Annotated in this window: 13 protein-coding genes and 1 pseudogene; 10 read left to right on the top strand and 4 right to left on the bottom strand. The window is 75.3% G+C overall.

What is annotated here, in order from left to right:
• Positions 1-385: 385 nt before the first annotated feature.
• Positions 386-2,110: a phospho-sugar mutase gene (locus ACFXAM_RS32670; protein ID WP_380296761.1), complete on the top strand. Its 1,725-nt coding sequence runs from the start codon at positions 386-388 to the stop codon at positions 2,108-2,110.
• Between the two features lie 69 nt (positions 2,111-2,179).
• Here ACFXAM_RS32670 and ACFXAM_RS32665 read toward each other — a convergent pair whose 3' ends face one another.
• Positions 2,180-2,869, bottom strand: a complete 690-nt coding sequence (locus ACFXAM_RS32665; RefSeq protein WP_380296759.1) for a PH domain-containing protein — start codon at positions 2,867-2,869, stop codon at positions 2,180-2,182.
• Between the two features lie 130 nt (positions 2,870-2,999).
• Here ACFXAM_RS32665 and deoC point away from each other — a divergent pair, with 130 nt between their 5' ends.
• From deoC to ACFXAM_RS32640, 5 genes are all read left to right on the top strand, one after another.
• Positions 3,000-3,986: a deoxyribose-phosphate aldolase gene (gene deoC / locus ACFXAM_RS32660; RefSeq protein ID WP_380296757.1), complete on the top strand. Its 987-nt coding sequence runs from the start codon at positions 3,000-3,002 to the stop codon at positions 3,984-3,986.
• Positions 3,987-3,991: 5 nt separating this feature from the next.
• The gene (locus ACFXAM_RS32655) at positions 3,992-5,476 is read left to right on the top strand and encodes an aldehyde dehydrogenase family protein (RefSeq protein WP_380296756.1); all 1,485 of its coding nucleotides are present in this window, start codon (positions 3,992-3,994) and stop codon (positions 5,474-5,476) included.
• A complete protein-coding gene (locus ACFXAM_RS32650; protein WP_380296754.1) occupies positions 5,469-6,371 on the top strand; it encodes an aldehyde dehydrogenase family protein in 903 nt (300 codons plus the stop codon). The genes ACFXAM_RS32655 and ACFXAM_RS32650 overlap by 8 nt, the downstream gene beginning before the upstream one ends.
• Positions 6,372-6,619: 248 nt before the next feature.
• Positions 6,620-7,030 (top strand): hypothetical protein, encoded by a 411-nt coding sequence (locus ACFXAM_RS32645; RefSeq protein WP_380296753.1) that lies wholly within the window; start codon positions 6,620-6,622, stop codon positions 7,028-7,030.
• 47 nt (positions 7,031-7,077) lie between these two features.
• Positions 7,078-7,716, top strand: coding sequence for a uridine kinase (locus ACFXAM_RS32640; RefSeq protein WP_380296752.1), 639 nt, complete (start codon positions 7,078-7,080; stop codon positions 7,714-7,716).
• A gap of 207 nt (positions 7,717-7,923) precedes the next feature.
• Here ACFXAM_RS32640 and ACFXAM_RS32635 read toward each other — a convergent pair whose 3' ends face one another.
• On the bottom strand, positions 7,924-8,886 hold the full coding sequence (locus ACFXAM_RS32635; protein ID WP_380296751.1) for a SigE family RNA polymerase sigma factor: 963 nt from the start codon (positions 8,884-8,886) through the stop codon (positions 7,924-7,926).
• 272 nt (positions 8,887-9,158) lie between these two features.
• Between ACFXAM_RS32635 and ACFXAM_RS32630 the strand changes: the two genes are divergently transcribed.
• The 4 genes from ACFXAM_RS32630 to ACFXAM_RS32615 all read left to right on the top strand — a co-directional run bounded on the left by ACFXAM_RS32630 (position 9,159) and on the right by ACFXAM_RS32615 (position 12,588).
• A complete protein-coding gene (locus ACFXAM_RS32630; RefSeq protein ID WP_030300621.1) occupies positions 9,159-9,836 on the top strand; it encodes a response regulator transcription factor in 678 nt (225 codons plus the stop codon).
• Positions 9,837-9,905: 69 nt separating this feature from the next.
• Positions 9,906-11,420, top strand: a complete 1,515-nt coding sequence (locus tag ACFXAM_RS32625) for an ATP-binding protein (protein ID WP_380296750.1) — start codon at positions 9,906-9,908, stop codon at positions 11,418-11,420.
• Complete coding sequence (locus ACFXAM_RS32620; protein WP_380296749.1) at positions 11,417-11,827, top strand: hypothetical protein; 411 nt, start codon at positions 11,417-11,419, stop codon at positions 11,825-11,827. The genes ACFXAM_RS32625 and ACFXAM_RS32620 overlap by 4 nt, the downstream gene beginning before the upstream one ends.
• Positions 11,828-12,015: 188 nt before the next feature.
• Complete coding sequence (locus tag ACFXAM_RS32615; protein WP_380296748.1) at positions 12,016-12,588, top strand: VanZ family protein; 573 nt, start codon at positions 12,016-12,018, stop codon at positions 12,586-12,588.
• 321 nt (positions 12,589-12,909) lie between these two features.
• Here ACFXAM_RS32615 and ACFXAM_RS32610 read toward each other — a convergent pair whose 3' ends face one another.
• Positions 12,910-13,554 (bottom strand): PhzF family phenazine biosynthesis protein, encoded by a 645-nt coding sequence (locus ACFXAM_RS32610; RefSeq protein WP_380296746.1) that lies wholly within the window; start codon positions 13,552-13,554, stop codon positions 12,910-12,912.
• Positions 13,551-14,110 (bottom strand): annotated as a pseudogene (locus ACFXAM_RS32605) (hypothetical protein); the annotation flags it as partial. The pseudogene ACFXAM_RS32605 and the gene ACFXAM_RS32610, both read right to left, overlap by 4 nt.

Raw genomic sequence — 14,110 nt, 5'->3', positions numbered from 1 at the left:
GGGGCGGGGGCCTGGTGTTTCGGGGCGCGGGGGGGGGCGCTTATTCACCCCCACATCCCGTTTTTTTGGGGGGGGGGGGGGGGGTGGTGGTTTTGGGCGCGGGCCCGGGGGGGTTGGTCTCCGCGCCTACCCCCCGCCCCCGCGGGCCCCGTCCGCGTCCGCCGGCCCGGCGCGCCCCGCCCGGCGCACCCCGCCCGACACGCCCCGCCCGGCCGGACGCCGAGCCGCACCGCCGCCGGGCCGTACGTTTCGTCCTGTCCCGGCCCGCCCGCCCTCCCGCCCGTCCCCACCTCCCGCCCGTCTCCCCGGGCCCGTCCCACCGGGCCGGGGCCGGGGCACCCTCCCCGGCCGACCACCGACGCACCTTCCCGATGGAGCTGCAGCCATGACGCAGGCAACCACCACCGACCTCCTCGCCCGGGCCCGCACCTGGCTCGCCGAGGACCCGGACCCGCAGACCCGCGAGGAACTCGCCGCGCTGCTCGCCGCCGCCGAGGACCCCGAGGCGGAGTCGACGGCCAAGCTCGCCTGGGCCGAGCTGGCCGAGCGCTTCGCCGGCCGCCTCCAGTTCGGCACCGCGGGCCTGCGCGGCGAACTCGGCGCCGGGCCGATGCGGATGAACCGCGCCGTGGTGATCCGGGCCGCCGCCGGCCTGGTCTCCTACGTCAAGGAGCAGGGCCTCGGCGACCTCGTCGTCATCGGCTACGACGCCCGCCACAAGTCCTACGACTTCGCCCGCGACACCGCCGCCGTGGTGGTCGGCGCCGGCCTGCGCGCCGCGCTGTTCCCGCGCCCGCTGCCCACCCCGGTGCTCGCCTTCGCCGTCCGCCACCTCGGCGCGGCCGCCGGGGTGACCGTCACCGCCAGCCACAACCCGCCGCAGGACAACGGCTACAAGGTCTACCTGGGCGACGGCTCGCAGATCGTGCCGCCGGCCGACGCGGGCATCGCCGCCGGGATCGACGCGATCGGCTCGCTGCACGACGTCCCGCTCGCCGAGAGCGGCTGGGAGACCGTGGACGAGTCGGTGGTCGAGGCCTACCTGGACCGCGCCGCCTCCATCGTCGACCCGCACAGCCCCCGCGACCTCGCCGTCGTCTACACCCCGATGCACGGCGTCGGCCGCGACACCTTCCTCGCCGCCCTGGACCGGGCCGGCTTCCCCGCGCCCACCGTGGTCGCCGAGCAGGCCGAGCCGGACCCGGACTTCCCGACCGTGGCCTTCCCCAACCCGGAGGAGCCGGGGGCGATGGACCTCGCCTTCCGCACCGCCTCCTCGGCCGGCCCCGACGTCGTCATCGCCAACGACCCGGACGCCGACCGCTGCGCGGTGGCCGTCCCCGTCGACGGCGACACCGCCGGCGGCGGGCTGGGCGCGGCCGGCTGGCGGATGCTGCGCGGCGACGAGGTCGGCGCGCTGCTCGGCGCCGCGCTGGTCGCCAAGAAGGCCGCCGGCACCTTCGCCACCACCATCGTCTCCTCCACCCTGCTCGGCCGGATCGCCGAGGCCGCCGGGCTCGGCTACGCGGAGACCCTGACCGGCTTCAAGTGGATCGCCCGCGCCGAGGGCCTGCGCTACGGCTACGAGGAGGCGCTCGGCTACTGCGTCGACCCGCAGGGCGTGCGCGACAAGGACGGCATCACCGCCGCCCTGCTGGTGGCCGAGCTCGCCGCCACCCTCAAGCGCTCCGGCCGCACCCTGTCCGACCTGCTCGACGACCTCGCGCTGGAGCACGGCCTGCACGCCACCGACCAGCTCTCCGTGCGGGTCGAGGACCTGTCGCTGATCGCGGACGCCATGCGGACCCTGCGCGAGCAGCCGCCCACCACGCTGGCCGGCCTCACCGTGACCCGCGCCGACGACCTCACCGCCGGCTCGGCCGGTCTGCCGCCCACCGACGGCCTGCGCTACTACCTGGCCGGCGACGCCGTCCGCTCGGCGCGCATCGTGGTCCGCCCCTCCGGCACCGAGCCCAAGCTCAAGTGCTACCTGGAGGTCGTCCTCCCGGTCGCCACCGCCGCCGACCTCGCCGACGCCCGCACCCGCGCCGCCGGGCTCCTCGCGGCGGTCAAGCAGGACCTCGCCGCGGCCGCCGGCATCACCGCCTGACCGGCCCCGGCACAGCAGGAAGGGCCCGCCGTCCGGCGGGCCCTTCCCTTTTCCGTCGTGTCCGGCCGCTCAGACCGCGATCACCGTGATCAGCGCCGCCAGCCCGGCCAGGGTCGGGGCGATGATCCACCAGCACCAGCGCACCTCGACCGGGCCGGCGGCGTCGGGGCGCGAGGCGTTGCGCTCGGCCATCTCCTGGAGGACGTTCACCACCTGGTCGGACCAGGCCCTGGTGGGGTCCGACGAACCCTGCACCCCGGGGCCCGAGGGGGTGCCGCCGCCCTGGCCGAAGACCATGCCGAGCCGGGAGGCGTGCTGCGGCCGGCCGCCACGGTCCTGGGCGCGGGCCGCGCGCTTGCGCTGGCGCAGCGACACCGGCACCGCCCACACCTGGTACTTCCTGCCCTCGGTGAGCAGTTCCACCGAGTACCCGGCGCGCAGCGCGTCGACGGCGGCCCAGGGGGCGGTGATGGTCCGCAGCGGGTTGCGCACCACCAGCCGCCGGTCGTTGGCCCGCACGGCGGGCCGCAGGGTGTAGGCGATCACGGGGAACGCGAAGACCGGGACGGCGGCCAGCGACACCCACGGCGTCTTGCCGGTGCCGTTCAGCGCCGCGTCGCCGATCAGCCAGGCCGCGACGGCCAGCAACAGCACCCCGGAGATGATGCCGGGAACGGAGCGGTACACGCGGTCGGCGTACACGGGCTCCCCATCGGAGCCGGCCGGGCCGTGGTGGGGCCGGCCGTCGGAATCGGTCATGCCGACGATTCTGCCCCATGGCCCCCGGGATCCACAGGGGCGGCGATCACACCGCCAGGTCTCGGTCCGGCATCGATGCGTGCCGGGCCTAGCGGTGGACTACGCGCGTAGATATGCTGGTGTGGTGACTATGTCCACTCTTGCAGCCAACGCCCCCGGCGTCGCGGGCAGCGGTCTCGCGGACGTCGCGGCGTCCGAGGCCTCGCTCCGCCGCTTCCTGCACGGCCTGCCCGGTGTCGACCAGGTCGGCCTGGAGGCGCGTGCCGCCATGCTCGGCACCCGCTCGGTCAAGACCACGGCCAAGGCGTACGCCATCGACCTGGCCATCTCGATGATCGACCTGACCACGCTGGAGGGCGCGGACACGGTCGGCAAGGTGCGCGCGCTGTGCACCAAGGGCAGGACCCCCGATCCGACCGACCCGACCACCCCGCGCGTCGCCGCGATCTGCGTCTACCCGGACATGGTCGCCACCGCGAAGGCCGCGCTGCAGGGCACCGACATCCAGGTCGCCTCCGTCGCCACCGCCTTCCCGGCCGGCCGCGCCGCGCTGCCGGTCAAGCTCGCCGACACCGCCGACGCGGTCGCGGCCGGCGCCGACGAGATCGACATGGTCATCGACCGGGGCGCCTTCCTCTCCGGCCGCTACCTGGACGTCTTCAACGAGATCGTCGCGGTCAAGGAGGCCTGCCGCCGCCCCGACGGCAGCCACGCCCACCTCAAGGTGATCTTCGAGACCGGCGAGCTGCAGACGTACGACAACGTGCGCCGGGTCTCCTGGCTGGCGATGCTGGCCGGCGCCGACTTCATCAAGACCTCCACCGGCAAGGTCGCCGTCAACGCGACCCCGCCGGTCACCCTGCTGATGCTGGAGGCGGTCCGCGACTTCCGCGCGGCCACCGGCGTCCAGGTCGGCGTGAAGCCCGCCGGCGGGATCCGCACCACCAAGGACGCCATGAAGTACCTGGTGATGGTCAACGAGACCCTCGGCGACGACTGGCTGAGCCCGCACTGGTTCCGCTTCGGCGCCTCCAGCCTGCTCAACGACCTGCTGATGCAGCGTCAGAAGCTGACCACCGGACGGTACTCCGGCCCCGACTACGTGACGGTGGACTGATCACCATGGCCAAGAAGAAGAACACCGAGGAGCCCGCGGCCCAGAAGCCGGCCGGCGGCCTCTTCACGTACGCCCCGGCGCCCGAGTCGCCCGCCGCGGCCGGCGACATCGCCGGCTCCTACGGCCACTTCATCGGCGGCGAGTTCGTCGACTCCTCGGGCAGCGAGGCGCTGAAGACGGTCAACCCGGCCACCGAGCAGGTGCTCGCCGAGTTCGCCCGGGGCACCGAGGAGGACGTCGACCGCGCGGTCGCCGCCGCCCGCAAGGCCTTCGCCGACTGGTCGGCGCTGCCCGGCAGCGAGCGGGCCAAGTACCTGTTCCGGATCGCCCGGATCATCCAGGAGCGCAGCCGCGAGCTGGCGGTGCTGGAGTCGATCGACAACGGCAAGCCGATCCGCGAGACCCGCGACGTCGACCTGCCGCTCGTCGCCGCGCACTTCTTCTACTACGCGGGCTGGGCCGACAAGCTGGACCACGCCGGCTTCGGCCCGAACCCGAAGCCGCTGGGCGTGGCCGGCCAGGTCATCCCGTGGAACTTCCCGCTGCTGATGCTGGCCTGGAAGATCGCCCCGGCGCTGGCCACCGGCAACACGGTCGTGCTGAAGCCGGCCGAGACCACCCCGCTGACCGCGCTGCGCTTCGCCGAGATCTGCCGTCAGGCCGGTCTGCCGAAGGGCGTCGTCAACATCGTCACCGGCGACGGCCGCACCGGTGCCGCGCTCACCGCGCACCCGGACGTCAACAAGGTCGCCTTCACCGGCTCCACCCCCGTCGGCCGGGCGATCGCCAAGCAGGTGGCCGGCACCCGCAAGAAGCTGTCGCTGGAGCTGGGCGGCAAGGCCGCGAACATCGTCTTCGACGACGCGCCGCTCGACCAGGCCGTCGAGGGCATCGTCAACGGCATCTTCTTCAACCAGGGCCACGTCTGCTGCGCGGGTTCGCGCCTGCTGGTCCAGGAGTCCGTCCAGGACGAGCTGCTGGACGCCCTGAAGCGCCGGATGGGCACCCTGCGGGTCGGCGACCCGCTGGACAAGAACACCGACATCGGCGCGATCAACTCCGCCGAGCAGCTGGCCCGGATCACCGCGCTGGCCGAGGCCGGCGAGGCCGAGGGCGCCGAGCGCTGGTCGCCCGCCTGCGAGCTGCCGGGCACCGGCTTCTGGTTCCGGCCGACCGTCTTCACCGGCGTCGGCCAGGCCCACCGGATCGCCCAGGAGGAGATCTTCGGCCCGGTGCTGTCGGTGCTGACCTTCCGCACCCCCGCCGAGGCGGTCGAGAAGGCCAACAACACCCCCTACGGGCTCTCCGCCGGCATCTGGACGGAGAAGGGCTCGCGCATCCTCTGGATGGCGAACAAGCTCAAGGCCGGCGTGGTCTGGGCCAACACCTTCAACAAGTTCGACCCGACCTCGCCGTTCGGCGGCTACAAGGAGTCGGGCTACGGCCGCGAGGGTGGCCGGCACGGTCTGGAGGCCTACCTCGATGTCTGATGTCGTGAGCCGTCTTGATGTCCTCAAGACCTACAAGCTGTACGTCGGCGGGAAGTTCCCGCGCTCCGAGAGCGGGCGGGTGTACGAGGTGACGGACGCGAAGGGCGAGTGGCTGGCCAACGCCCCGCTCGGGACCCGCAAGGACGCCCGCGACGCGGTCGTGGCCGCCCGCGCGGCGGTCAAGGGCTGGGCCGGCACCACCGCGTACAACCGCGGCCAGGTGCTGTACCGGGTCGCCGAGATGCTGCAGGGCCGGCGCGAGCAGTTCGCCGCCGAGGTGGCGCTCTCCGAGGGCATCGGCCCGAAGAAGGCCGCCGCCCTGGTGGACGCGGCGATCGACCGCTGGGTCTGGTACGCCGGCTGGACCGACAAGGTGGCCCAGATCGCGGGCGGCGCCAACCCGGTCGCCGGCCCGTACTTCAACCTCTCCACCCCGGAGCCGACCGGTGTGGTCGGGATCGTGGCCCCGCAGGCCGGGTACGGGCACTCGCTGCTCGGCCTGGTGTCGGTGATCGCCCCGGCCGTCGCGACCGGCAACACCGTCGTGGTGGCGGCCGCGGCCGACGCGCCGCTGCCCGCGCTGTCGCTGGGCGAGGTGCTGGCCACCTCGGACGTCCCGGGCGGCGTGGTCAACCTGCTGTCCGGCCGGACCGCCGACCTCGCGCCGACCCTGGCCTCGCACCAGGACGTCAACGCCCTGGACCTCACCGGCGCGATCGCCGCCGACGGTCCCGGCGCGGCGGTCGCGCTGGAGACGCTGGCCGCGGATACCCTGAAGAGGGTGATCCGCCCGGAGCTGGACCCGTTCGCCCAGGACTGGACCAATGCTCCCGGAACGGACCGGCTACTCTCGTTCCTGGAGACCAAGACGGTCTGGCACCCGATGGGTATCTGACCCCCAGGTCCCCGTAGCGGTTACACTCCGTGACCGCGTGTCGGTGACACAACTCCACAGACTGGCCGTCCCCCGTGCCCTCTCCCCCCCCAGGGCCCGGACGGTCACAGGACGGACCCGCGCCTCTCCCCCCTGGCGCGGGTCCGTCGACTTTCGTCGCCGCGACCGCCGCCTTTCGGCGCTGCCACCAGCCCCCGCCGCCGCGCCAGACTGGGCCGACACCGCGCAGCGAGGGGGGGACGACGTCCGTGGGAGAGCTGGCCGGCGAGCTGATGGCGCTGTTCGCGGACGGGTTCCGGCGCACCCTCCAGGTGGCCCGCGCCCGGCGCCGGCGGGCCGCCGGGGGTCCGGCGCGGATCCCCTGCTCGGCGCGCGCCGACGGGCCGGGGCCGCGCGGCGCGTACGTCGCCGGGCGGCTGCGGCTCGCCCCCGGTGCCCCGTCCGCCGCCTTCACCGCGCGCGGCCGCGCCCGGGTCGAGCTGGCCGCGGGCGGCACCTTCCACGCCCCCGAGCCGGACACCTGGTACGACCAGGACTGGGCCGCGACCGCCTACCGGGCACCCGGCGCCGCGCACGCCGTCCACCTCCAGGTCGACAGCCGCCTCCTGCCGCTGCTGCACGCCGTGCTGGGCGCTCCGGGGACGCCGCAGAACGTGTGATCCGGACGGTTTCGGCATCGGGCACCGATGCGTCAGACTGGTGTCCCGTGAGTGACTCCCCGCTGAACCCTGTGTCGATAGCCCGCGCCCGGGTGGTCCTGCTCGCCGGGCCCTCCGGATCGGGGAAGTCCTCCCTCGCCGAGCGCAGCGGACTGCCGGTGCTCCAGCTCGACGACTTCTACAAGGACGGCGACGACCCGAGCCTGCCGCGGCTGCCCGACGGCTCGGTGGACTGGGACTCGCCGCTGGCCTGGCACCGCGATCAGGCCGTCGCGGCGATCCGCGCGCTGTGCACCGCCGGCCGGGCCGAGGTGCCGGTGTACTCGATCCCGGACAACGGCCGGGTCTCCACCCGGGTGCTGGAGCTCGCCGGGGCCGGCGCGTTCGTCGCCGAGGGCATCTTCGCCGCCGAGATCACCGCCGACTGCGCCGCCGGGGGCCTGCTCGCCGACGCCCTGTGCCTGCGCAACGGCGCGCTGACGACCGCCTGGTGGCGGCTGCGCCGGGACGTCCGCGAGGGCCGCAAGTCACTGCCGGTGCTGCTGCGCCGCGGCTGGCGGCTGATGCGGGCCGAGCGCGGCATCGTCGGCCGGCAGGTCGCGCTGGGCGCGCGCCCCTGCGCCGGGCCGGAGGCCGGGCGCAGGATCCGGGCGGCGGCCGCGGCCGGCGAGCTGTCCGCCGTCTGAGCGGCCCCGGGCACGCGGAACGGCGGGCCCGGTGCGTCTCCCCCGCACCGGGCCCGCCGCCTTCCCCGGACGGTCGCGGTCCCCTCCCCGGTGCCGCCGCTCCCCCGAGCCGGCGCCAACCCGTACCGCGTCCGTCCTGCTACCCGTCCCCCGACGGGAGCCCCGTCCGGTCCCACCCCCACGGCGGACCGGAACGTCCAGGCCGTCCTACGCGACCAGCTCGCCGAACGCCCGCAGGGTGTCGCCCGAGGTGTTCAGCTGCTCGTCGTCGCGCAGCCGGCGCAGCGCGCGCCAGATGCTGCTCTTGACCGTGCCGACGCTGATGTTGAGCACATCGGCGATCTCCGGGTCGGTCTTGCCCTCGTAGTAGCGCAGCACCAGCATGGTGCGCTGGTTCTCCGGCAGCTTGGCCAGCGCCTGCCAGAGCACGGCGCGCAGCTCGGTGCCGCCCATCGCGTCGGTGTCGCCGACCGTCTCCGGCAGCTCCTCGGTCGGGTACTCGTTGACCTTGCGGCGCCGCCAGGCGGAGATGTGCAGGTTGGTCATGGTGCGGCGCAGGTAGCCCCCGACCGCGGCCTTGTCGGTGATCCGGCCCCAGGCGCGGTAGGTGCTGAAGAGCGCGCTCTGCAGCAGGTCCTCGGCCTCGTAGCGGTCACCGGTGAGGTGGTAGGCGGTGGCGTACAGGGAGGCGCGGCGCTCGCGCACGTACGCGGTGAACTCGGTGATGTGGTCCTCGGCGACGGCGGGCCGCTCCGGTCCGGCTTCGGGCGCCGCCGCGGGGCTCAGCCGCAGCAGCGTCGCCCCGGCGGCCTCGCGGCCGGCCGACTCCCCCGAGTCGGCCTTCCGCAGGCCGGTCCCCCCGACGCCCCGGTTCCCCCCCGGGGCGTCCTTGCCCTCGACGCGCACGGGGAGGATCCCCCGCAGCGTCAGGGTGCCGGCGGAGTCGGCCGCGTTCCCCCGGCGGCCGATCCCGTACAGCTCCCCCGTCCTGCCGCCGCCGCTCACCCGGCGGACGACAGTGTTTCCACCGGTGCTGTGCGCGCACCCCCGCGCGATCACGGCACCGGAGGTCTCCTCGGTCCCGGCCGCCGGCCGGGTCCTGAACGCGGTGGCCGATGAACGCGCGGTACGGACAGCCGGGTTGGTCCGGGTCTGAAGCGTGGCGTTCATCGTGCGCCCCCTTGATCGGTTCGAGCGGTTCCGTTGCCGCCGCCGTCGGCCGGCCGATTGGCCCGCTGTCCTGCGGCGACATCGAAAATCCTGCCCGCCGGTTGTGATGGCGCTGTCCGTCGACTGTCACAGGGCTGTCACAGGGTCGGGTCTTTCGGCCCGTTCACCCTTCCCCGGTTGACGGACGCCGGTCACGGGCGCCGCGGTTCCCCGGGGGGTCCCGCCGGGCGGTGGGGGGTGATTACCCGCTCCGGGTGAGCCAGAATGAGGCCGTGCCTTTCCTCCTTCTGATCGAGGACGACGACGCCATCCGCACCGGCCTCGAACTCGCCCTCACCCGCCAGGGCCACCGCGTGGCCACCGCCGCGTCCGGCGAGGACGGTCTGAGGCTCTTCAAGGAGCAGCGGCCGGACCTCATCGTGCTCGACGTCATGCTGCCCGGCATCGACGGCTTCGAGGTGTGCCGCCGGATCCGGCGCACCGACCAGCTGCCGATCATCCTGCTGACCGCCCGCTCCGACGACATCGACGTGGTGGTGGGCCTGGAGTCGGGCGCGGACGACTACGTGGTCAAGCCGGTGCAGCCGCGGGTGCTGGACGCCCGGATCCGGGCCGTGCTGCGGCGCGGCGAGCGGGAGAACTCGGACTCCTCGGTGTACGGCAGCGTGGTGATCGACCGCGCGGCGATGACCGTCACCAAGGACGGTGCGGACCTCCAGCTGACCCCGACCGAGCTGCGGCTGCTGCTGGAGCTCAGCCGGCGCCCCGGTCAGGCGCTGTCGCGCCAGCAGCTGCTGCGGCTGGTCTGGGAGCACGACTACCTGGGCGACTCCCGGCTGGTGGACGCCTGCGTCCAGCGGCTGCGGGCCAAGGTCGAGGACGTGCCCTCGGCGCCGACGCTGATCCGCACGGTGCGCGGCGTCGGCTACCGGCTGGACCCCCCGGCGTGAGCGCCGTCCCCCGTCCGGCGCCGGCGATATCCCGCCGCGCACCCTGGATCCCCGCAACGACAGGCTCCCGTGACTGACCATCAGACCCCGGCCCGGTTCACCTCCGGCCCGTGGCGAAGGCTGCGCTCGCTGCGCGTGCGGCTGATCGCGGTGTTCGCCGCGGTCGCGCTGCTCACCGCCGTCTCGGCCTCGGGCATCGCGTACTGGCTCAACCGCGACGCGGTGCTCAAGCGCGCGCAGGACACCGCGCTCAACGACTTCCGGGTCTCGCTGAGCCGCAATGTGTCGAGCCTGCCGCTGAGCGCGACCTGCGAGGACCTCGACACGCTGGCGAACACCGTCGCCAGCTCCGGGCTGAGCTACGACGTGGTGGTGGCGGACCCGGCGCTGCCGGACTGCATCGCCTCCTCCAGCCCCTCCCAGTACACGCTGGCCAACGTGCCGACCGCGCTGCAGACCGCGGTCGGCAAGCAGCGCGAGATCACCGAGTCCAACCCGTACACCTACCACCTGTACTGGCAGCGGCAGAACCTCGACGGCCGGCCGTTCGTGATCGGCGGCACGAGGGTGGTGCCGACCGGTCCGACCGCGTACATGTTCAAGTCGCTGGAGAACGAGCGGGCCGACCTCAACACGCTCGGCTGGTCGCTGGCGATCGCCACGCTGCTGGCGCTGATCGGCTCGGCGCTGCTGGCGCAGGCCGCCTCGGCGACGGTGCTGCGGCCGGTGCGGCGGCTCGGCGACGCGGCGCGGCGGCTCGGCGAGGGCCATCTGGACACCCGGCTGGAGGTCGACGGCTCGGACGAGCTCGCCGACCTGGCGCGGACCTTCAACCGGACCGCGGAGTCGCTGCACGAGCAGGTCGAGGAGCTGAGCGCGCGCGAGGCGCAGAGCCGGCGCTTCGTCGCCGACATGTCGCACGAGCTGCGCACCCCGCTGACCGCGATGACCGCCGTGACGGACATCCTGGAGGACGAGGCGGAGTCGCTGGACCCGATGATCGAGCCGGCGGTGCGGCTGGTGGTCAGCGAGACCCGCCGGCTGTCCGACCTGGTGGAGAACCTCATGGAGGTGACCCGCTTCGACGCCGGCACGGCCAAGCTGGTCGCCGACGAGGTGGACATCGCGGACCTGATCATGTCCTGCATTGACGGCCGGGCCTGGTACGACGCGGTCGAGGTGGACGCGCCGCGCGGGGTGCGGGCGGTGGTCGACCCGCGCCGGCTGGACGTCGTCTTCGCCAACCTCATCGGCAACGCGCTCAAGCACGGCGGCTCGCCGGTGCGGGTGCGGGTGCGCGAGGACGAGGACAGCGTGGTCGTCGAGGTGTCGGACAGCGGTCCCGGCATCCCCGAGGACGTGCTGCCGCACGTCTTCGACCGGTTCTACAAGGCCGACAAGGGGCGGGCCCGTTCGGAGGGCAGCGGACTCGGCCTGTCCATCGCGATGGCCAACGCGCAGATCCACGGGGGGACCATCACCGCCGCGAACGGCGAGGTGGGCGCGGTGTTCACGCTGACCCTGCCGCGGACCCCGCCGCCCCCGCCGCCGGCCGACACCGCCCCCGAGGAGCGTGCCCAGTGAGCCGTGTCCGCCCGAACCGCGGTCGTGGACCGCGCCGCCCGTGGGCCGCCGCCGCGCTGCTGGGGCTGGCCGCGCTGGCGGCCGGCTGCGGCATCCGTCCGACCGCCGTCCCGGTGGACGCGGGCGCGCCGGCCAGCCGGACCGCCTGCCCGACGGTGGCGCGGATACCCACGGCACCGAGCACGCCGTCCCCGGCCGCCGGTACGGGCGCGGGCGCGGGCGCGCAGGCCCCGGCGCACGCCGCCGGGGCGCGGGCCGGCTCGCCGTCCGCGGCCGCGCCGGGGGCACCGTCCGGGGTGGCGTCCGCGTCGCCGTCGCCCGTCGTGGTGACGCCGACGCCGCCGGCGGACAACGCGTTCGGCGCGCTGCCCTCGCCCACCGCCGCCACCACGCCGCCCTGCCGGTAGGGGTCTTCCGAGGGGGCGCGGGGACCGCGGGGACCGCCGGATCCACCGGGCGGTTTCGTCGCGCTCCCCGCCCACCCCCCGGCGCGCGGGGCGAAGTTCACACCGGGCATGGAACCGTCGCGCCGCCGGTGCACGTCCTACCCCCCGTGCAGCGAGATGGCACCAGGCCGCGCGAGGAGCGGGCCGGCGTGCGGACCGAGACCGGACGGGCGACGGCCGTCCAGCGAGCCCAGCGTCCACTGCGGGTGGTGGGGCTGCTCGGCCTCACCGTCCACCTGGCACTGGTGGGCTGGATGGTGCTGAGACCGTTGCCGGTGGCCTGGGTCGACGACGCCAACCTGACGCCGCTGGCCTCGCTCCGATCCTCCAGCGCGGGCCAGGTGCTCGGCGAACTGGTGCTGCTCTGCCCGCTCGGCGTCCTCCTCCCGCTCGCCGGGGGCCGCCCGGCCACCCGCTGGCTCCCGTCCTTCCTGCGCACCACCGGCGCCTCGGCCCTGCTGGCCACCGCGCTGGAGTTCCTCTCCTCCTGGGCCCCGGGCCATGTGCTCAACGTGGACCACATCCTGCTCGCCGTCACCGGCGTCGCGGCCGTCCACCTCGCCGTGGTCCCCGCCGGCCGCTCCTTCCTGCTGCGCCGCGCCGCGGCACCCCGGGCCGTGCGGGCCGCTCCCCCTGCCACGCCCGCGCCCGCCGCCGTACCCGTGCCTGCGGCTCCGGCTCCGGCGGTCTACCCGGAACCGGTCTCCAGCCACGGGCACTGAGGCTCGGAGCTGCTCGCCGGGCACCACGGCCAGGTCGCGGCCGCACACGGCCCAGGATCGATCAACTCCCCCTCCCCGGGGGCGGAGCGGCCGCACTCCCGGCAGGACAGCGCCACCTCGGCCCCGGCCGCGCGCAGCCGGTCCGCGATCCGGCGGACGTCGCCCAGGCAGTCCTGGCCGATCCGCACCGGAGCCCGGTCCGGCAGGCACCCGACCTCCCGGAGACTCAGCCGTCCCTGGTCCGGAGCACCTGGAGGACAGCGGGCCGGCGCTCCCCCACGCGGGTGAGGACGGCGTCGAACTGCGGCTCCTCCAAGGCCCTCAGCCCGCGCGGCGGACCCGGCCGCCGACCTCGACCAGGCCGTCGGCCCCGATCCCCGTGACGAGCTGCGAGCCGCGCCCCTGGGTGATCGTCAGACCGCGCCCCTGTTCGGCGGTCAGCAGGATCGCCGCCGCCCCGGTGGCCTCGTCCTCGTCGATGCCGTCGCCGCGGCCCGGGAAGGCCCGGGCGCGGACGGTGCCCGCCGCCTCGTCCTGCCAGGCCCAGGCGTAGATCCACTCGCCCGGCGGCGGCACCGCCAGGCCGTCCACCTCGGCGGGCGTCGGGTACCGGCGCAGCGTGCGCGGCGGGGCCCAGGCGGCCGGGGCGGCGATCCGGGTGAACGCGCCGTCGCGCCGCACGCCGACCACACCCGCCGGGGTGACCAGACGGTCCACGCCGAGCAGCCAGGCGGCGCCGACGCACGGGTGGCCGGCGAAGGGCAGGCGCAGGCCGGGGGTGTGGATGTCGATGACGCCGCGCTCCGGGTCGTCGACGAACACCGTTTCGCTGAAGCCGAGTTCCCGGGCGAGCGCCTGCCGGGCGCGTTCGCCGGGGACGGCGGCGCCGTCCCGGACGACGCCCAGCGCGTTGCCGTGGCCGCCGTCCGGGCCGCAGAACACCCGCAGCACCTCGTGGCCGGTCATCCCCCGCTCGCCCCCGCGCCGCCGGGGCCCGCCGCCGGGCCGCGGGTGGGCCCCGGGGCCGGGTTCGGCCTCAGGTTCGGCCTCGGGTTCGGGTTCGGCCGCGGGCCGGGGCGCATCGCCGGGCCCGTCCCCGGGGCCGCACCCGGGCCCGCGGCCGGGCGGGGCGGCCGGACGGCCAGGGCCGGGCGCGCCTTCTGGCGGCGGTGGGCCACCACCAGCGTGCCGATGCCCATCGCGATCGAGGTGGCGCCGGTGATCGCCATCGGGGTGTTGGTCGACGATCCGCCGGTGGAGGCGAGGTCGACGGGCGGCGCCGGGGCCGCCACGGTCACGGTGACGGCGGGCACCGGTGCGGCGGCGGGCTCGCCCGTCGGCGTCGGGGTGGTCTGCACGGCCGGGACGGCCGCCTGCGTGCCGGCCGCCTCCGGCGTCGGGGTGACCGCCGCGAGGCCGACCGCCGGGCCGCCGGAGCCGACGGCGCTCGGCGCGGTGGCCGACGGCTCGGCGGAGGCGCTCGGGGCGTCGCCGTCCGCGGGCGGCGTGCTCGGCACGGCGG

The organism is Kitasatospora sp. NPDC059462, assembly GCF_042749955.1.
Lineage (GTDB): Bacteria > Actinomycetota > Actinomycetes > Streptomycetales > Streptomycetaceae > Kitasatospora.
Note: the sequence above shows the minus strand (reverse complement) of the source record. Positions and strands in the feature narration are given on the sequence as shown.